The organism is Paenibacillus beijingensis (genome assembly GCF_000961095.1).
In the GTDB taxonomy this organism is placed as follows: domain Bacteria; phylum Bacillota; class Bacilli; order Paenibacillales; family Paenibacillaceae; genus Paenibacillus_O; species Paenibacillus_O beijingensis.
On sequence record NZ_CP011058.1, the window covers coordinates 2,174,657 to 2,192,791 of the forward strand.

Consider the following 18,135-nt stretch of genomic DNA (forward strand, 5'->3'; position numbering starts at 1 on the left):
GGAGACGAGGAAAAATCGAAACGGACGCAAAAATGGAATATTAGTTCATCATTTGCTTCACGATTTCCCGGTTGCGCTGTTTGAAAACCTCGTTGTGTGAAGAGACCATGGCGGTTTTGCCCGCATCGGGCTGGATAAATTGCTTCGCTTTGTTGACCGCGTTAGCCGCATCCTGGAAGGCGCCGGCGATCAAATGCAATTTCCCTTCATGCATCAAGATGTCTCCGGCCGCGTAAAGTCCGGGAACCGACGATTCGCTGTTCGCATTGCCTGCAATATAATGATCTTCCTCCATTGCAATGTTTAGATCGCTGTTTTTCAATAATGTCGTGTCGCGCTCATACCCGTGGTTAATAATCACTTCATCAACCGGCAAATACGAAACCTCGCCGGTTTCATGATGGGTCAGTTCAACGCGTTCAATCGCTTCATGGCTCTCGCCGGCGATCAGCTTCGTAATTGACGTCCGGAACAGGCAAACGGCCGAACTGTTCATCAGTTGGGCTATCTTCGCTTCATGAGCGCCCGGAACGTCCTTGCGATATGTTACATACACTTGTTTGGCGATCGGTTCCAATTCAGTCGCCCAGTCGATGGCCGAGTTTCCCCCGCCTGAAATGACAACCGTTTTCTCTTTGAACCGCTTTAATGACTTTACGGTGTAGCTCAAATTGGATATTTCAAATCGTTCCGCACCTTCGATTTCAAGCTTATGCGGCTTTAATATTCCGCTTCCGACCGCAACGATAACGGTTTTTGACAAATGCCGCCTGCCCGAGGCGGTGCGGAGTACAAAAATCCCTTCTTCATCACGGGTAATCGACTCTACCTTTTCATTCAACACGACTTCCGGGTGGAAGGTCAGCCCCTGCTTGACCAGCTGCTCAATTAATGCCGCTCCGGTTATGGGCGTCAGCCCGCCGACGTCCCAAATCATTTTTTCCGGATACACATGCACTTTCCCGCCTAATTGCGGCTGATATTCGATCAGCTTTGTTTTCATTTCCCTCAGCCCGCTATAAAAAGCGGAGTAGAGCCCGGCCGGCCCTCCGCCAATAACCGTTACATCGAATAACTCTTCCTGCTCCATACCCGCTCACTCCTCGGCAATCAAATAAAATTGATTATCATTCTCAATTAAATATACCCGATTTCCTTTTTTTGTACAAGAAGCGGTGGACAACCCATCGAAAACAAGATTGACATCCGGCGCTTCGTTTCCTATAATCACATTAACGTTAACGTCATGGTTGGGGGTACGCATGGAATCGAAAATGCTGATCGGAGAGCTGGCAAGCAGAGCCGGAGTTACGCCCCGGACCGTTCGCCACTACCAACAGCTGGGATTGTTGGGGAAAGTCGAGCAAGAGAGCAACGGATATCACTATTACACGGATATTTCTTTACAGCGTTTGCTCAAAATCGGTGTATTGAAAAATGTAGGTCTCAGTCTGGAAGAAATTCAGTCCGTAATCGACCTGTATTTCGAAGAGCCGACGATGATCAAAGGGAAACAAAAAGTGCTTGAGATTTTGGCGAAGCACCTGGAAGAAATCGATGACAAGATGGATTCGCTCGCTCGTTTCAGACAAGAGATTCAATTCAACATGGCCCGGATTCAGCTTATGATCGACGAAATGTCGACATAAGCGGTTCCGAACCGTTTATGCACGCCCAAACCATTACGTTTACGTTAACGTTATCCATTTTGATCCAAGGAGGTTATTTTGATTGATTTAAAAAAGGGGCCTCTCACTTATACCGCGACCGTGCTGACCGTAACGGGCATTGCCGTCGTATCGCTGCTCTATGTCCTGATCCCGCTCGTTCCGTATATCAGCTCCGCATTCGCTGTCAATGCGAGCCAAACGGCATGGGCGAGCAGCGCCTTTAGTCTCGCTTTTGCCGTAGGCAATGTGTTTTTCGGTACATTGTCCGACAGGGTGTCGAAAAAGCGCCTGATCATCGCAGGCCTGGTCCTGCTCACGCTCTGCACCGTTTTCGTAGAATCCGCAACTTCGTTCGCGGCATTCATTTCGCTCCGGGCGGTGCAAGGCTTTCTGGCCGCCTCGTTCCCGCCTGTGGCGCTTGCTTATGTGAGCGACGTAATTCCGCCCTCCCATCGGCCGACCGTCATCTCTTATATGAGCAGCGGTTTTTTGCTTGCCGGTGTAGTTGGTCAGATCTTTGCGGCCGAAGTGGCCGCAGCATGGGGATGGGAAACGGTATTTGCGCTGTTAAGCGCCGTTTACGTCGTGCTGATCGTGATCTCGTTCTGGCTGCCGAAAGGCCGGGAACGATCCGCACCCGTCCAGTCCGAAACCCGCGCTGCCGTCTCGGATCATTTCCGTGTCTTGGTTAAAATTCCGGCGCTGCTGGTCGCTTATGCCGCCGCGATGAGCATCTTAATGAGCTTTGTCGCCATGTACACGGGCTTGAATGAATTTGCGGTCCAGCGGTTACACTTATCCGCCGATCGAATTTTGTTGATTAGGCTCGCCGGCATGCTAGGCATCATGTGCACGTTGTTTTGCGGATCATGGATCCGCCGGTTTGGAGCTCCCCGCGTTCTAGTCGCAGGCTTTTTCGTCGCGGCGGCCGGTTTGGCGGGCGAAGCGGTGCTGTCAAACGCACCAATGCCCGTATTCGTCGCGGCGACGGTGGTCTTTGTGGCGGGAATCGCCACCGCCGTCCCTTCGATCGTTTTCCGGATCGGAATGTTGGGCGCCAGCGCCCGCGGTATGGCCATCGCACTTTACGGATTTTTCGTTTTTGTCGGAGCCAGTCTCGGTCCCATCATCGCCAACATGCTGATGCCGCTCGGGTTTGCGGCTTTATGCTGGACGCTCTCGGCCATTTTGCTCGCTGCGGCGGCAGGTACGGCTTGGAGCGCCAAGCGCGCGTCAAGAAACGAAGGTACGGCTGCCGTACACACTTGAGAGGAGAAGATCAACGATGAGTATAAAAAATTCATTGCAAGGTCAGCACGTGATTGTGATCGGCGGAGGCTCGGGGATTGGACTCGCGGCCGCCCAAAGGGCTTCCGCGCTCGGAGCGGAGGTGACGATCGTCGGACGCTCTGCAGACCGGCTGGAAAAAGCGGCTGAGGGCTTCGAAGGGGAGATCCGGACGGCCGTCCTCGATTTGCGGATTGAGGAAGACGTCCAGGCGTTTTTTATCGAAACGGGGGCGTTCGACCATCTTGTCATTACCGCAGGGGAAATGAAGCACGGCTTGGGCAAAGTTGTCGAGCTCGACACGTTCAGCGCCAAAGAGCAATTCGAGAGCCGGTTCTGGGGACCGTATCTGGCGGTCCGCTACGGGGCGGCAGCCATTCGGGAAGGTGGCTCCATCACGCTTACGACCGGATTTTTCGGCGATAAGACGGTTCCGGGGGCGGCAGTGCCTTCGGCTGTGCACGGAGCTTTGGAAACGCTAGGCCGGACGCTGGCCGTCGAGCTTGCTCCGGTGCGGGTGAACGTCGTGTCGCCGGGATATACCGATACGCCGCTGCACGACGGAATGCCGGCCGAACAGAAGCGGGCCTGGTTTGAACAAACGGCCCCCACCCTGCCGGTTCGGCGCATCGGTTCTGCCGATGACATCGCCGGCGCGATCTTGTTTTTGGTCGAGAACGGCAATACGACAGGGATCACGTTGACCGTGGACGGAGGCGCCCGACTCGTCTAAGAGCGGGAGTGCCGCACCGGCGGAATTGTGCACGCAAGGGGGAAGGCTTCCTTCCCCGGGAAAGCGTCAGGAAAAGCGCCTGCGGCGGCCATGCTTTACGCATACCGCCGCAGGCGATCACCGGTCGCAGAGCGTTGTCTCCGCAACGAGCGGCTCGATTGCCTCTATGGGACTCATACATAGGGGCAATCATCTGCTTCGGCTGTACCGGAAGGCCTTAAGCACTTTCCGCGACTTCAGGGTTCGCACTCACTTGCGTTTTTTTCTTTTTTCTTTTTTTATACAACCAGATATAAATCCCGGTAAACATCAAGACGGGAGGAAGCATTCCGACGATGGAATACAACACTTTGGTGAAAATGCCTCCGTAAGCCCCGATGTGCAGCGGAAAGACCCATGTTTGGTAAAGAAGATTGTTTTCTCTCGGATCCCATTTCTCCAGCACTTTGCCATTGTACGGATCCATCCATACCTTCACATTTCCGGTATGCCCCGCTCCGGGATCGTAAGACCGGGTAAGCCGGATATCGATGTTCTTCTCCGGTTTAGTAGGCAGAATAATCAAGGTTGCTTTACTGTTCGGCGTGGTCTGCTCGGCAAGCTTGACAAGCTCGTCCACCGGCATCCTGCCTTCCGCTCTCTGCTGAACGGCCAGCCTTTCAGCCGGCGGGGTCCATCCTGTGCCGAACCAGCCCAATATACTGTTGCTAAAAGGGTATACGGCGCCGGTGAAGGCGATGATTAAAAGGACGGGAATCGAATAAATGCCGATTAACCGGTGCAGATCGTTCTTTTTAATATAAGGATTCGAAGCTTTTCTTCGTTTGAAAGCTTGCGCCCATCCTTTGATTCCCGCTTTGATTCCCGGCCACCATAAATAAAGACCGGATAACAGAATGAACGTGAACATGAATCCGACAATACCGACGATCTCAAAGCCTTTATACTTTTCAATCAATAAATTCCGGTGAAATACGGCCAACTTGTTCGGAAACGCACTCTCATCCAGCGTTCCGAGAATGTTGCCGGTAGGGGGATCTACATAAACATATACCCTCTCTCCGCCTGAATTGATCCAGAATTGGAACGCGCCTCCGGTTACCGGTTCATCGGGCGTGTAAATTCGCAGAAATTGCGCATCCGGATATTGTTCCAGAATCGATTTTTGGGCGTCCTGGTAAGAGATCGGCTCCCCTTCGGTCACCTTGAACAGCTCCGGATACATGAACCGGGTAAGCTCATTTTTAAACACAAGGACACTGCCTGTTAAGGAAAGAACGACAATGAATATTCCGGCCAACAAACTTAAAATCAGATGAATTTTCAAGATTACTTTTTTGACCAACTGATATCCCTTCTTTCTTCAAAGAATTTGATTTCGTTGTTACCGGTTCATCATTTTTCACAGCGCCAACAAGAATCCCAATTTGAATATAGATTTGAATCCTAACTTGTATACAGGTTTAATATAAAGGATTAATTCGCATTTTTCAACGGTATTTTTCAGAATATTCATTGCTAGCACCCATTCGCAAAGTCATGTTACCGTCGGAGATATTTATTAATTGGTAATTAATTCCTAGAATAACAAAACACCCCTGACAATTACGTCAGGAGCGTTTGTCCCCGAAAGCGGGCTTGCGGACTGTAGATCATTTTGTCCTCGGCTGGCTGCAGCGGTTTATCCTTTTACGGCGCCGGCCACCATGCCCTTCATGATTTGTTCCTGGAAAATCAAATAGATGATAATGGTCGGTATGACCGCGATCGCCATGGCTGCCATCGTCAGGCTGTAATCCGTGCCGTAGCCGTCGGAGAAAATCGACAAGCTGAGCGGCAGCGTCTTCAGCGCCTGATCGTTAATAAACACGAGCGCAAAGGCGAAATCGTTCCAGAACCTCAGGAAGGCAAGAATGGACACGGTAGCCATTGCCGGGACCGCGAGCGGCACGATGACCCGGAAGAAAATGCCCCAGTATCCGTTGCCGTCGATCATCGCAGCCGGTACGCTGCACTATTCCTTTTCCGGGACCGGCGTGAACGTCGTCTCGGCGCTCACACAGTTCGGTCATACCGGGTATCACGTTACAACACTTCCCGCGAATGCGGTCGGCGATGCCGCTCTCGCCCAGCTTCGCAAGCTGGGCGTGACGCCGGCGTTCATCCGGAGGGACGGAAAATATGTCGGCATGTATCGGAATAATGCACGGAGAGCTGGAAGGCTTCCCTCCCGGGAAAACCGTCGCCTTCGCGGCTGCGGCGGCTATGCTCGCGCATACCGTCGTCGGCGATACTCCTCTGTCGTCGGAGAATGACATTGACCGCGCCATGACGGAGCGGCAGGCGACGTAGAAAGGTAGAGATGGCAACCGTGAATTTGTCCCGCAACAAGCGGCCCTTGTACCTGCAAATCAAAAATATAATCAAGGATCGGATCCTGCACGGACTTTATCCGCTCGAATCGAACATTCCTCCCGAGCCGCGTCTCGAGGAAGAATTCGGCGTCAGCAAAATAACGGTCCGCAACGCGATCAAAGAGCTTGTTTAGGAAGGATACCTGGAGACGAGCAGCGGCAAAGGGACAAAGGTCATCCGCAACACGTCGACGTCCAAGCGGTCCACCTTGAAGCGGTTCACGGAGCTGCTGGTCGAAGAAGGGCACCGCATTGAAAAACAGCTGCTGAGCGCGGAAAAGGCGGCAAACGAAGAGGGAACGATGCCTTACAAGCTGTTCGGGGAGCGTTGTATCCGCATCGAACGGCTCTACTTGCTTAACGACGCCCCTTATATCCATTACACCCATTACTTGCCCTCGCGGGTCGGGAACGTCAAACGGTCGGAATTAAACGCGCAGTCTTTGTACGGCTGGCTGGAGGAGCGCAGCGTGACGATTGCCAAATTTCGCGACGAGTTTGCCGTGGCGGCGGCGCCATCGGACATCGAAGCGCTGCTGCTTGCGGAGAAGAGCGCTCCGATGCTGAAACGGTTTCGTTATGCCTATGACGAAGCGGGCGATGTGGTCGAATACAGCGAAGGGTACTATCGCTCCGGACTGCACCCTTATGTCGTCGACTACGACGTCTGTCTAGACCACTTTGCGTCGTTTGCTCTCACGCTGTGACTCTTTCTCCAACAAACCGCAAACGGTTGAAGTCGGCATTCCGGCTTCTTTTTTTGCCATTTTTCTGCTTCTCCCGGTCGATTCGCCGCCCTCTTTTACTAGTGATCCCTTTCTCCTCTACCGTTTTGATAAGCGCTTCAATGCGTGTCATGACAGGCAGGAAATTTCACCCCTTTGGAAGAATAAACTAAGCAGGGGATGGTGATAAGCCGTGATTGAAGATCCAGTTTCATCCGATCATCAGCTGATCATTGATGCACAGAGCGGCGACTTCGAGGCGTTTCGCATGATCGTGCTTCACTATTCAAACGCCATGCTTTCGGTCGCATACAGCGTGTTAGGAGACTTCTATGAGGCTCAAGACGTTGCACAAGAGGTTTTTGTGAAGTGTTACAAAAGCCTGCCTACCTTAAAGGACCCGTCCCGGCTCGGCAGCTGGCTCTACTCGATTGCGCATCGAACGAGTCTTGATTTTGTAAAAAAGAAAAAAGCATCCGTCCATTATGATGAAACGAATGCCCCTCAAACGGACAATGTCAATGAATGGCTCGATCGGCATGTCATTCAAGAAGCGGTTTGGAAAGCGCTTCAAACGTTGGAGGGAAAAAGCAAGTCCGCCATTGTGCTGTACTATTTAAGCGACTGGTCCATGAAAGAAATCGCCCACTTTCTGGATTTATCGCTGTCCGCCGTTGAAAGCCGCATTCGCCGTGCGCGGGAAACGCTTAAGGTTTATCTGGCCGACGATTTCGAATCCTTTTTCCGCTCGCAGCGGCTGGGCCGCGATTTTGAACAAATGGTGTGTGAACAACTACTGAAACGAATGGGACACTTTTATATCCCCGTTATCAATAAGAAGCAGACGACAGAATGGTTCGTCCGTCATTTTCATTTGGGAATAAGCATTCATGGGAATCTGCTGCTCGAATCAGGCCATGAATTGTATTTGCTCGAAAGCGAAACACGCTCTCCGAAGGGAATGCCCGTGCTCACGTTTTCCGTCGAGGATGCGGATGAATTATGGCTGCAGCTGACAAGCGGTCGCGTTGATTCCGGGCCAATCGAAACTCACGAATTGTTCGGTAAGCAGTTTGTCTTTTACGATCCGGACGGCAACAAATATCAAGTCGTCGAAAATAAATAAAAAGTTCATCGCCTGCGACGGGTTTGATGAAGTTGAATCGTCTATATATCGAAACCAAATGAAACGAGAGGTGCTACGAGTGATGACGGAAAAAAAATCGATCGACGTCCAGCAGCAGCAGGCGGTGCGCAAGCCTATGTTAAAAAGGGTTCTCTGCAACTATTTGCCTGTCTCCAATTGGCAGCAAGCTGCCGATTGGTTCGAGGAGATGTTCGGCTTGACGGTTCGGAAACGTGAGCCTGACGGCGTCATTCTTGTCTTAGGAGACGGGCAGTGGCTGTTCCTGCTGGAAACGACGGAGAAGAGAACGGCCAACTTTTCGACCCATCAATGGGACGGGGAAAACTATGAAATGTTCTCCTTAACCTTTGAAGTCGAAGACATTGTCGAGCTTCATAAGAGGCTTCGTGAAAAAGGAGTCGAAGTTGAACCGCTGACCGACCTTGGAAGCTGCGGGCTGCAGTTTAAATTCAAGGACCCCGACGGCAACAAGTTTAACGTGTGGCAAGACCCGGCATCGGCATAACGCATTACGGCAGGCTCTTCCCGCGTTCGGGGAAGAGCTTCTCTTTTGCATCGGCATCGGCATCGGCATCGTCACTGCATCCTGTCACGGTTCGAAGTGCTGCGGTTCACCACGCTTTTTTCCGAACGCGGCAAACTCTGCCCGGGAAAAAACCGATATGCCGGAAAGCGTCAGTTTGTGAAACACCCGGTCCATTTCTTCTGCCGAACATGGCGTATTCTGCCCCATCCACCACTGTAACAACGTTAAAAATGTGTTCACGATATGTTCAACCGCAATCTCATGCGGCAATTCTCCGAATTTCGGATCTAGCCCTAAACCGGCAGCTTCGTCGCGCACTAAATCGGACAGCATACACTTCATATGATGCAGCACCGCTGCTCCGCTTTGTTTGCCGACCGTAGCCGTATACAACCGTTTGTTGCCTTGAACATGCTGCAGCATCGGCAGGCTGAAACCAAATGTGATCCCGCTTAACGGATCCGGCACGACACGAACGGCTCTTTGCTGCTTCAGAAATAGTTCCAGTTGATCGATGCTGCCTAACAGAAGTTGTTCTTTATCCGAAAAATGGGAGTAGAACGTTGACCGGCCTACATTCGCCCGATCAATGATGTCTTGAACGGTTATCGCTTCATACCCCTTCTCGATCATCAGGTCCAGCAAAGCATCAACAAGCAGCGCGCGCGTACGCTGCACGCGCCGATCTTCTTTTATTTCCGACATTCGCATTCCTCCTTTCCGAACAATCAGTGCCCAACTGTCCGTTACCGTACATTTAGAGGCAATCTGGTTATTGTCCCGCTTTATGATGAACATTATAATCGTTACTGAACATGATGTTCAATAACGGATTGTATCACTCATCGATTGAGGGTGTTGTTATGCGAATAATTCAAGAGGGTTCATTGTACCAATTAACTTATTTCAAGAGCGCGTCTTTATCGGTCAATTGTTATTTTATCGAGGAAGACAATGACCTGACTCTGATTGACACCGCCATCCCCGAATGTGCCGGCGACATTTTGCAGGCTGCGGCAGCGATTAACAAACCGATCGCAAGAATTGTACTAACCCATGCCCATCATGACCATATTGGAGGACTCGACCCGCTCAAACAGGCACTTCCCCACGCCCCGGTTTATATCTCTGCCCGGGAGGCCCGGCTGCTTGCGGGAGATTTCGCGTTGCATGCAGACGAACCCGATACGCCGATCCGGGGGATCATCCCGCAAAACATCATGACGCAGCCGGACAGGCTGTTGCATGAGGGAGACCGGATTGGGTCCCTTCTTGTACTGGCAACACCTGGTCACACTCCCGGTTCCATATCATTGCTCGACACCCGCAGCCATGCTTTGTTCGCCGGCGACTCCTTCCAGACCGAGGGCGGTGTCGCAGTAGCCGGTCAGCTTTGTCCGTCCTTCCCCTTCCCCGCTCTGGGGACCTGGAACAAACAGGCCGCTCTGGCAAGCGCTAATAGATTGCATGGCTTCCGACCTTCCTTACTCGCAACAGGTCACGGGCCAATGCTCAAGGAACCTTGTTCGGAAATGATGCGTGCCATTCACGAAGCCGAACAGAACATGGTATCGGAACAATAATCGGACGCGTCGTTACCACATCTCGTCTGGCTTCAATGAAGTCAGCCTGATGCTGCCCTCCCATAAGTCTTGGGCTTTGTTCACATTGTACGAATCGGCCGAGGAGCGGATCGGCTTCGTTCCATCAAAGTATTTTCCCGAAACTTCGGACAGGGATGGATCCAGAAACAACTTCGCCAGCGCGTTACCGGATTGCTTGGTCGTGCGCATGTTTCGATTAAATACCGCTGCGATCGGCAGGATATAATTCCACCCAAAACGCATCAGCGGGTTGTAGTCCCTGGCCAGACCGGATCCGGGCATCATGCCGGGATTAAACGCATTGACGCGGATCGGGATGTTTTTGCGCTTCAGCAAGCGGTCCATTTCGTATGCGGTATAGATGTTGCATAATTTCGAGGCGGTATAACGGACGCGTCCTTCGTGCTGCAGATCGGCATTTTTCCCATAGGGCTGCGGGAAGGCCAATGTTTGCGGATCCGTATAAACCGGACCGGGCATCCCCGTTTTTTTCGTCGTGTCATGCGTATCGCTGCTTACCCATACGATTTGACCGGCCGGAGACATAAGCAGAATGAGCAAATTCGCGAGCAAAAAATGTCCGAGGTGATTGACGCCGAACGTCGTTTCGAAGCCGTCTTGCGTATACGTTGTTTCCGAAACGACCTGCAAGCCCGCATTGCAAATAAGCCCCTTTAACCGCGGATGGTCCGACTTCTTCCAAGCGGCCGCGAATTCGCGAACGGAAGCCAAGGATGCCAAATCGAGCAGCAGGCCGTAGATCCGTTCGTTACCCGTACTCCTTCTCAATCGGGCGACCGCTTCCTGAACCTTGCCTTCATGACGACCGGCGATGACGACTGTCCAGCCTTCCTTCGCCTGCCCGAGAGCCTTCGCGGTCTGGTACCCTAAGCCGGCATTGCCCCCTGTAATGATCACGGATTTATTGGACGCAGTCACGTTTCATAACCTCCCCGGGCTGGTGTACCCTACTCACTTGTAGTATGATGACGTTGTAAACATTGTATTGGATTTATGTTTACGACGTCAACATCTCGTGATCACACCAAAAGGGTGAATTTCATGGACAAACCGGATAAAAAAAGCTATCATCACGGCGATCTTCGCAATACGCTGATCCGTGCAGGAATCGAATTCATTTCCGAGAGCGGGGCATCCGGCATCGATCTGCGTAAAGTCGCCCGCCGGGCGGGAGTAAGTCATGCGGCCCCTTACCGGCATTTTGCCGATAAGAAGGCGTTAATTGCCGCAATTTGCGAAGAGGGCTTCAACCTGCTGTCGGCTGAAATAGAGCAAGCCATCCTGATGACGGATCGCAGCCCCTTCGAACAATTAAGAAGCATGGGCCACGCCTATGTTCAATTCGCCGTCCACAATCCATGGCTGGTCAGAGAAATGTTCAGCGGCTTAACGATCGAGCGCGAAGCCTACCCCGCTCTTTATCAGGTATCGAAAAAGCTGTTTCAGTTGATCGAAAACATCGTCGCCGCCGGACAAAGGACGGGTCAAATGAAAGAAGGCAGCAGCGAGGAGCTTACTTGCGTCATCTGGTCCATGATGCATGGGGCGGCAATATTAATTATCGAAAATCAAATGAAACCGATTACGATGCAAATGGGCGGGATTGAACATATCTCCCGGGTTTGCATCGATTCCTTACTTCTTGGGCTGCGCGGATGAAACAACTCATTTGATCCGACAATCCCCATCCCTCCATCATTTATTTCGGCGAAAGCGAAAATCAGCGATACCGCACGTTTAGGCTCCGTTCGACTCCGCTCGGTTCGATTCGTTCCGGCTGAGGGAGTCGATGGATGCCGGGTTATTTCCTAACGGCTGCCATTGCCGCTAATTAAACGAAAATGACCTCTTTGGAGTTCTAACGGAGATGAGCGCAGCTATTGGATGCAAGAATAGCCCTTTTTCAACGAAAATCATCAGATAAGGTCTCTTACAACCGTTAAATTTTGCATAAGGGCATTTTGAGCAAAATAATGTCTTACACAGCCGTTAGATCTCAAAGGTCATTCATCCATCCCGTCCGCGCAGGCTGAACCTACGACCCCATCGCTGCCAGCGATGCGCTCAATCCACAATTCTTAGATTCGCATAACTTCCTAAACAACAAAAAACCTTTACCGTAAGCGGTAAAGGCGGTAAAGGAAAAATATCGATGAAGTTCGTTATGGCCGGTCCATAACTCCCGTTAATTCACTAACGATGCCTTGGCCTGGGATGCACTGAACGCCGGTTTCTCGGGCTGGAGCTTGCCTTCGCGGGTCAAAACCGCGAGAAATGCACTGGCCGCAGCGGGATCGAATTGCGTGCCGCTGTTTCTCCTCAGCTCCTCGGCAGCCGTCTCGACCGTCAGCTTCTGTCTATAGGACCGATTGGTCGTCATCGCATCGAAGGCGTCGGCTACGCCGAGAATGCGCGCGCCAAGCGGGATCCCGGCTCCTTTCAAACCGGCGGGATAACCGTTGCCGTCCGGACGTTCATGATGGTAGCGAACCATGTCCGTAATGCCCAGCTCACGCAGCCGCTTCATATTTTTCACGATTTGATAGCCTTCTTCCGGATGTTTCTTCATAATGGCGTATTCACCCTCGGTTAACCGGCTCTCTTTTTGCAAAATCGCATCCGGCGTGCCGATTTTCCCGATATCATGAATGAGTCCGCCTAAAAAGATCGCATCCTGCTCTTTATGGGAAAGCCCCATCTCCTTGGCGATGCTGCGGGCATATTCAGCTACATTGTGCGAATGAAACGCCGTATAGGGATCGCGCGCATCGATCGTTTTGCCCAACGATAAGATCGTGTTCATCAATAAATCTTCCTGCTCTTTTTTCCCTTTGTAGTGGCGTGCCGATATCCAAACGACCCTTCTTACGATCAGCAGCAGAACGGCATAGGACGCGGCAACGACGATCAGTACGGGATCAGGCGCATTTACGGCAAATACGGTGCCCAGCAAAGCAGCGCCGATTAGCGCGAGCAGCGGCCCTGATAAATCAAGCGTGGCCAATAAAACGACCGGGTACACATACAAACCGAGCAGCAGCTCGGAGTCAAACAACACATTCAGCACAATTGCGACCGCAGAGGCCATGAAAAAGAGGCTCCAAAAAATAACGCCATATTTCCGTAACGCGATTGGGCAGAATTCATCATCCTGTGTCCAGCGGGCCCATTCGTCTTTCATACTGCGATTCTCCCTCCATAAAAAAGTAACGTTCCTATCAAATAACCCCCACGATTCTCCGTGAATGTTTGGACTTGTTTCTATCTATATCGGAACAATACGACGATTTTTCGAGCTATCCATTATTGTAACCATTATTTGTTTGCAATCGCAAACCGCTCTTGATATGGTCATCTTATAACAAGCCGTTTGTTTGCCAGAACAAAAGCGCGGGAGGGTTCCATGAATCGGTCTTTTCAAACAAGCCCCGGTTTCCACGGCGATACGAATGCGGTGAAACAGCTGCTGCACCACTACGCTTCAGAGGAAACAGCAGCTTTGTTGACTGAAGAGATGCTGCTTGGCATCGGCGGGGGCATCGGCTACGGTTACTTCACTTTTTTCTATGAAAAAGAAGACTTCATCAACTTCCACCTCGGTACGCGGGCGTCCTGGGAGAGCAGCGGGCAATTCATGACGGACATCCTCGGATCGCTCGGCTGCACCGTCAGCGCCAAACAGACGAAGAACAAGCGGACGGCTTTCGACCAATTAGCCGATCACACGGAACGAGGCATTCCGGCCATCATTGCCATCCACCAAGGAATATTCGATAGCGGCGGCATCGAACAGAAGAGATATCCGTTCTATTGCGTTGCCTACAGCATCAATCAAGAGAACGGAACGGCCAAGCTGGCTTACCGTTACAAGGACCCGGTTGAAGTGACAGTGGAGCAGCTGATCGAAGGCCGAAGCAATCTGGCCACGGCCAAGCTCGTCAATCATGCGCTGTGGCTAACCGAGGAGAAGCCGCTCGCCGTAACTCCGGAATCCCTTGTGGCTGCCGCTCGGCAAGGAATCCGGCGATGCCTGTCGCATGCGCACAATCCGCGGATGTCCAATTTTGGCGTCACCGCACTTGAGAAATGGGAAAGCCGCCTCTCGTCGAAAGGCAAAGACAGCTGGATTCAGTTGTTCGCGAAGCCGAAGCACTGGATCGGCGCTCTTTACTCTACCTTCACTCATATTACCGTAAACACCGACGGCAGCGCATTCCGGGGAACCTACGCCCGTTTCCTTGAGATGACGGGGAACCAGATCGATGAGCCGTTGCTGCTGGAAAGCGGCAGGCTGTTCCAAGAAAGCGCAGCGTTATGGAAGCAGCTGTCCGAGACCGCTTTGCCGGATGAGAATTTTGCCGACTTGAAAGCTCTTGTGCTGGAACGCGAGCGGCGCATCCTCGAAGGAACGTTAAGTCACACCGGGCTTCCGCCTTACTGGGATCAAATCCGGGCGTTAAAAGCGGGTCTAATCGAAAACACGGAATGGCCCTTTGAACGGTTGACGGAACATTACTCGGAGATGAGAGCGATTGTGCTGGCTATCTTGAAGAAAGAACGGGAAGCTTTGGAACTGCTGGAGAGGTCGCTTCACTCTTCCAGATGGGAAGCCTGAACGAATGATGCACGACCCTGTAGTTCTGTGCACTTCACCTTTAAGAGGAGAGATTCGAATGGCGTACGAATTAAAAACAAAAGAAACCGACAACAGCGTCCTTGAGTTTATTGAACATGTCGACAGCGATAAAAAACGCGAAGACGCTTATCAGCTGTTGGATATTTTTGCGGAAACGACGGGTTATGAAGCGAAGATGTGGGGACCGAGCATTATCGGGTTCGGCTCTTATCACTATAAATATGCGTCGGGTCACGAAGGCGACGCGCCTCTGGTCGGCTTTTCACCGCGCAAAGCCAAAATCAGCTTGTATTTTGCGCCTGGCGACACAAAGCGGGACCAATTATTATCGAAATTCGGAAAACATACGACCGGAAAAGCGTGCGTGTACATCATTGAATTGGCCGATATCGATGTCGATGTTTTAAAAGCGTTGATTGCCGAATCGGTCAAGTTTTTGCAAGAGACGTATCCGGATCAATAAGCTTTTTTCCGCCGCTTTGATTTCATCAAGGAGAAAAATGTTCTGCCCCTTGTTGATCCGGCGCCATTCCCTTTATTCAAACAAAACGCTCCTGACCGTTCATGTCAGGAGCGTTTTGTGCCGAGAGAGCCTGGGCTTCGCATATTCCCTAATCGGATTGTAATATCTATCTAATCGCAAATCCTTCGCTGCCGGCTATATGCCGATCCGGGACAGCACAAAGGTCCAGACGCATACGAGAAGCAGGAAAATGAGGCTGTAGCGGATCGTCATACTGAAGAGCGCGGATTCTTGTCCGGTCTTTTTGACGGCGGCTGCAGCGATCGCAATCGACTGCGGTGATATCAGCTTGGCCATGACGCCGCCAGTTGTGTTGGCACTGAGCAGCAGCGAAGCGCTTGTGCCGATCTGGGCGCCGGTGACGGTCTGCAAATAGCCGAACAGAGCGTTGTTGTTGACGACCGAGCCGGTGATGAATACGCCGATCCAGCCAAGCACAGGACTGAACAGTGGGAAAATGTCTCCGGTTCGGGCCAGCGCGAGCCCGATCGTCGAGCTGAGCCCCGCGAAGTTCGCCACATTGGCAAAGCCCATGACGAAGCATATCGTGACGATCGGCAGCCACAGCTCGCGCATCGTTTCACCCAGCGTGCCGAACCCTTGGCGCAGGTTGATGTTTCGGCTGAACATGCCGGTTATGAGCACCGCCACCAGAATGGCCGTCCCCGTCGCCGAGATGAAATCGAGCTTCAACATGGCGTCAAGCGGCGTTTCTGCGGCCGCGATCGGCGGCATTTTGACCACCTGCTTATGCAGCAGCGGAATTTGCAGCAGCTGGGTTGTCGCTTGCAGAGCGCCTCCTTTGGCAAACAGCGCCTTGAAGGCCGGCAGGCTCCACACCGTAATGACGGCAGTCAGAATATAAAACGGCGACCATGCGGATACGATAGCCTTGAATCCGTAGCGCGGTTCTTCCGCAGCGGCTGCTACGGCGGCAACTGCGGCATCCGCTGGGTTATCCGCAGCCTCACCGTTCCCCCGCTCGACGAAAATTCGTTTCGGCTGCCATTTGCGCAGGAATAAAGCAAGCGATCCCATCGCGCCCAAGGCGGCCATAATGTCCGCCAGTTCCGGCCCCAGCACCAGCATCGCGAATGTCTGCAGTGCCGTGTACACGCCGCCCACCACGAGCAGGGCGGGCAGCGTTTCGCGGATCCCGCGCAGTCCGTCCAGAATAAACACGAGCAGGAAGGGGATCAGAAAGCCGAAGGCCGGCAGCGTCCAGACAAGCGTGCGCGTAAGCTCCAGCGGCGTAATGCTGCCCATCTGGGCGCCGACGATAACCGGGATGCCGATGGCGCCGAACGCCCCCGAGGCGGCGTTGGCAATGAGGCAGAGGGCCGCCGCCTTCAGCGGCCGGAAGCCGAGCTCGATCAGCAGCGCGGCGCTGATGGCGATCGGTACGCCGAAGCCGGCTGCGCCTTCGAGGAATGCATTGAAGCAAAAGCCGATGAGCAGCAGCTGCAGCCGCGAATCCGGCGAGATGCCGGCGATGCTGGCGCGAATGACGTTGAACTTGCCGGTTTTGACCGCAATTTTATACAGCCATACCGCCATAATGACAATATATCCGATCGGCCACAGTCCGGTGCCGATGCCGAGCACCGCAGCCATCACCGCTTTGGAGAGCGGCATGCCGAAGCCGATGACCGCCACCAGAAAGCTGATCAGCAGCGCGGACAGCGCCGCATAAACGCCTTTCATTTTGAAGACGGTTAGCGCCAGCAGGAAGAACAGGATCGGCAGCGCCGCGACAAGCGCACTGACGATATCGTTGTGAAAGGGGTCGTATTGCTGCAACCACATGGAAAGTCATCCTTTCCCATCATAGTGGGATCTTTATGTTTTGATGAAAGAAACGGTCATTCAGTTCGAAAAATGAGGGGCAAGAATGCCTTTCAGCACATCGGCGCTGTGGCGGAATTGCCCGCGCTCCTTCTCGCTCAGCTCAAGCTCCAAAATATTGCTGATCCCGCCGCGGTTCACGATCGCCGGCACGCCGATATACACATCGTCCGTTTCGTATTGGCCGTCCAGCTTGGCGCTGACCGTAAGCAGTGCATTCTCGTTGCGCAATATCGCGCGGGTGATGCGGGCGAGGCTCATGGCGATTCCGTAGTAAGTGGCCCCTTTTTTCTCAATAATTTGGTAAGCCGCATCCCGGACATTCACAAACAGATGATCGAGGTCTTCATAGCTGTATTCTTCACGCTGCTCGACCAGCGTATGGACCGGCACACCGCCGATATGGGCGTGGCTCCAGACCGGAAGCTCGGTATCCCCATGCTCGCCGATAATGTGCGCATGCACATTACCCGGTGCGACTTTGAAATACTCCCCGAGCAAGAAGCGGAAACGGGCCGTATCGAGCGTCGTGCCGCTGCCGATTACGCGCTGCTGCGGCAATCCGCTGTATTTCCAGGTCGCATAGGTCAGAATATCGACCGGATTCGTCGCGATCAGGAAGATGCCGTCAAAGCCGCTCTCCATCACTTGGGTGACCATGCTTTTGAAAATGGCCAAATTTTTCTCTACAAGCTGCAGACGGGTTTCGCCAGGCTTCTGGTTGGCGCCTGCACAGATGCATACGATATCCGCATCCTTGCAATCCGCATACGTGCCGTGCCACGTTTTTGTCGCATGCGGGGCAAACGCTTTGCCGTGATTGAGGTCCATCGCATCGCCCGCCGCCTTGTTCTCATTCAGATCGACAATGACAAATTCATCGGCGATGCCTTGATTGAGCATGGCAAACGCATAGCTGCTTCCTACAAATCCGGCTCCAATCAATACAACGCGCGTCACTTTTTCTTTTCCCATGGTAACTCTCCTCTTTCTGTCTATATATT

Annotated in this window: 17 protein-coding genes and 2 pseudogenes; 11 read left to right on the plus strand and 8 right to left on the minus strand. The window is 52.6% G+C overall.

Features of this window, described 5'->3' with window-relative positions:
- Positions 1-40 precede the first annotated feature (40 nt).
- On the minus strand, positions 41-1,090 hold the full coding sequence (locus VN24_RS09695; RefSeq protein ID WP_045670245.1) for an NAD(P)/FAD-dependent oxidoreductase: 1,050 nt from the start codon (positions 1,088-1,090) through the stop codon (positions 41-43).
- A 172-nt stretch (positions 1,091-1,262) separates the two neighbouring features.
- On the opposite strand from VN24_RS09695, the gene VN24_RS09700 reads away from it, so the two are divergent.
- From VN24_RS09700 to VN24_RS09710, 3 genes are all read left to right on the plus strand, one after another.
- Entirely contained in the window at positions 1,263-1,649 is a 387-nt protein-coding gene (locus tag VN24_RS09700; RefSeq protein WP_045670246.1) for a MerR family transcriptional regulator, read from the plus strand.
- Positions 1,650-1,727: 78 nt separating this feature from the next.
- Positions 1,728-2,939 carry an MFS transporter gene (locus VN24_RS09705; RefSeq protein ID WP_052702880.1) on the plus strand — a complete coding sequence of 404 codons (1,212 nt, stop codon included), beginning with the start codon at positions 1,728-1,730 and terminating at the stop codon, positions 2,937-2,939.
- Between the two features lie 16 nt (positions 2,940-2,955).
- Positions 2,956-3,690, plus strand: coding sequence for an SDR family oxidoreductase (locus VN24_RS09710; RefSeq protein ID WP_045670247.1), 735 nt, complete (start codon positions 2,956-2,958; stop codon positions 3,688-3,690).
- Positions 3,691-3,907: 217 nt separating this feature from the next.
- On the opposite strand, the gene VN24_RS09715 is transcribed toward VN24_RS09710, so the two are convergent.
- Together VN24_RS09715 and VN24_RS09720 are read right to left on the minus strand one after the other, a co-directional pair.
- The gene (locus VN24_RS09715; protein ID WP_045670248.1) at positions 3,908-5,035 is read right to left on the minus strand and encodes a PepSY-associated TM helix domain-containing protein; all 1,128 of its coding nucleotides are present in this window, start codon (positions 5,033-5,035) and stop codon (positions 3,908-3,910) included.
- Between the two features lie 336 nt (positions 5,036-5,371).
- Positions 5,372-5,692: pseudogene (locus tag VN24_RS09720) on the minus strand (carbohydrate ABC transporter permease); the annotation flags it as partial.
- A gap of 179 nt (positions 5,693-5,871) precedes the next feature.
- Between VN24_RS09720 and VN24_RS28130 the strand changes: the two are divergent.
- From VN24_RS28130 to VN24_RS09740, 4 genes and pseudogenes are all read left to right on the plus strand, one after another.
- Positions 5,872-6,042: a hypothetical protein gene (locus VN24_RS28130; RefSeq protein WP_238590874.1), complete on the plus strand. Its 171-nt coding sequence runs from the start codon at positions 5,872-5,874 to the stop codon at positions 6,040-6,042.
- 10 nt (positions 6,043-6,052) lie between these two features.
- Positions 6,053-6,811 (plus strand): annotated as a pseudogene (locus tag VN24_RS09730) (GntR family transcriptional regulator).
- A gap of 211 nt (positions 6,812-7,022) precedes the next feature.
- Entirely contained in the window at positions 7,023-7,955 is a 933-nt protein-coding gene (locus VN24_RS09735) for a sigma-70 family RNA polymerase sigma factor (RefSeq protein WP_238590875.1), read from the plus strand.
- Positions 7,956-8,037: 82 nt separating this feature from the next.
- Positions 8,038-8,481, plus strand: coding sequence for a VOC family protein (locus VN24_RS09740; RefSeq protein WP_045670249.1), 444 nt, complete (start codon positions 8,038-8,040; stop codon positions 8,479-8,481).
- Positions 8,482-8,565: 84 nt separating this feature from the next.
- Here the strand turns inward: VN24_RS09740 and VN24_RS26265 are convergent, their stop codons facing one another.
- On the minus strand, positions 8,566-9,207 hold the full coding sequence (locus tag VN24_RS26265; RefSeq protein WP_052702881.1) for a TetR/AcrR family transcriptional regulator: 642 nt from the start codon (positions 9,205-9,207) through the stop codon (positions 8,566-8,568).
- A 158-nt stretch (positions 9,208-9,365) separates the two neighbouring features.
- Between VN24_RS26265 and VN24_RS09750 the strand changes: the two genes are divergently transcribed.
- The gene (locus VN24_RS09750; protein ID WP_045670250.1) at positions 9,366-10,085 is read left to right on the plus strand and encodes an MBL fold metallo-hydrolase; all 720 of its coding nucleotides are present in this window, start codon (positions 9,366-9,368) and stop codon (positions 10,083-10,085) included.
- Between the two features lie 12 nt (positions 10,086-10,097).
- Here the strand turns inward: VN24_RS09750 and VN24_RS09755 are convergent, their stop codons facing one another.
- Entirely contained in the window at positions 10,098-11,045 is a 948-nt protein-coding gene (locus VN24_RS09755) for an SDR family NAD(P)-dependent oxidoreductase (protein WP_045670251.1), read from the minus strand.
- A 123-nt stretch (positions 11,046-11,168) separates the two neighbouring features.
- Here VN24_RS09755 and VN24_RS09760 point away from each other — a divergent pair, with 123 nt between their 5' ends.
- Positions 11,169-11,786: a TetR/AcrR family transcriptional regulator gene (locus tag VN24_RS09760; protein ID WP_045670252.1), complete on the plus strand. Its 618-nt coding sequence runs from the start codon at positions 11,169-11,171 to the stop codon at positions 11,784-11,786.
- A gap of 526 nt (positions 11,787-12,312) precedes the next feature.
- Here VN24_RS09760 and VN24_RS09765 read toward each other — a convergent pair.
- A complete protein-coding gene (locus VN24_RS09765; RefSeq protein ID WP_045670253.1) occupies positions 12,313-13,308 on the minus strand; it encodes an HD-GYP domain-containing protein in 996 nt (331 codons plus the stop codon).
- Positions 13,309-13,530: 222 nt separating this feature from the next.
- Between VN24_RS09765 and VN24_RS09770 the strand changes: the two genes are divergently transcribed.
- Together VN24_RS09770 and VN24_RS09775 are read left to right on the plus strand one after the other, a co-directional pair.
- A complete protein-coding gene (locus VN24_RS09770; protein ID WP_045670254.1) occupies positions 13,531-14,742 on the plus strand; it encodes a DUF4872 domain-containing protein in 1,212 nt (403 codons plus the stop codon).
- A 58-nt stretch (positions 14,743-14,800) separates the two neighbouring features.
- Positions 14,801-15,226 (plus strand): DUF1801 domain-containing protein, encoded by a 426-nt coding sequence (locus VN24_RS09775; protein WP_045670255.1) that lies wholly within the window; start codon positions 14,801-14,803, stop codon positions 15,224-15,226.
- Between the two features lie 195 nt (positions 15,227-15,421).
- Here VN24_RS09775 and VN24_RS09780 read toward each other — a convergent pair whose 3' ends face one another.
- Positions 15,422-17,092 carry an L-lactate permease gene (locus tag VN24_RS09780; RefSeq protein ID WP_045670256.1) on the minus strand — a complete coding sequence of 557 codons (1,671 nt, stop codon included), beginning with the start codon at positions 17,090-17,092 and terminating at the stop codon, positions 15,422-15,424.
- Between the two features lie 60 nt (positions 17,093-17,152).
- Entirely contained in the window at positions 17,153-18,106 is a 954-nt protein-coding gene (locus VN24_RS09785) for an L-lactate dehydrogenase (RefSeq protein WP_045670257.1), read from the minus strand.
- Positions 18,107-18,135 lie beyond the last annotated feature (29 nt).

Excerpts from the sequence above, each read along its gene's own strand:
- VN24_RS09775 (WP_045670255.1), top strand. The coding sequence starts at position 14,801 with ATGGCGTACGAATTAAAAACAAAAGAAACCGACAACAGCGTCCTTGAG.
- VN24_RS09740 (WP_045670249.1), top strand. The coding sequence starts at position 8,038 with ATGACGGAAAAAAAATCGATCGACGTCCAGCAGCAGCAGGCGGTGCGC.
- VN24_RS09710 (WP_045670247.1), top strand. The coding sequence starts at position 2,956 with ATGAGTATAAAAAATTCATTGCAAGGTCAGCACGTGATTGTGATCGGC.
- VN24_RS09780 (WP_045670256.1), bottom strand. The coding sequence starts at position 17,092 with ATGTGGTTGCAGCAATACGACCCCTTTCACAACGATATCGTCAGTGCG.
- VN24_RS09695 (WP_045670245.1), bottom strand. The coding sequence starts at position 1,090 with ATGGAGCAGGAAGAGTTATTCGATGTAACGGTTATTGGCGGAGGGCCG.
- VN24_RS28130 (WP_238590874.1), top strand. The coding sequence starts at position 5,872 with ATGTCGGCATGTATCGGAATAATGCACGGAGAGCTGGAAGGCTTCCCT.
- VN24_RS09770 (WP_045670254.1), top strand. The coding sequence starts at position 13,531 with ATGAATCGGTCTTTTCAAACAAGCCCCGGTTTCCACGGCGATACGAAT.
- VN24_RS09760 (WP_045670252.1), top strand. The coding sequence starts at position 11,169 with ATGGACAAACCGGATAAAAAAAGCTATCATCACGGCGATCTTCGCAAT.
- VN24_RS26265 (WP_052702881.1), bottom strand. The coding sequence starts at position 9,207 with ATGTCGGAAATAAAAGAAGATCGGCGCGTGCAGCGTACGCGCGCGCTG.
- VN24_RS09750 (WP_045670250.1), top strand. The coding sequence starts at position 9,366 with ATGCGAATAATTCAAGAGGGTTCATTGTACCAATTAACTTATTTCAAG.
- VN24_RS09700 (WP_045670246.1), top strand. The coding sequence starts at position 1,263 with ATGGAATCGAAAATGCTGATCGGAGAGCTGGCAAGCAGAGCCGGAGTT.
- VN24_RS09765 (WP_045670253.1), bottom strand. The coding sequence starts at position 13,308 with ATGAAAGACGAATGGGCCCGCTGGACACAGGATGATGAATTCTGCCCA.
- VN24_RS09785 (WP_045670257.1), bottom strand. The coding sequence starts at position 18,106 with ATGGGAAAAGAAAAAGTGACGCGCGTTGTATTGATTGGAGCCGGATTT.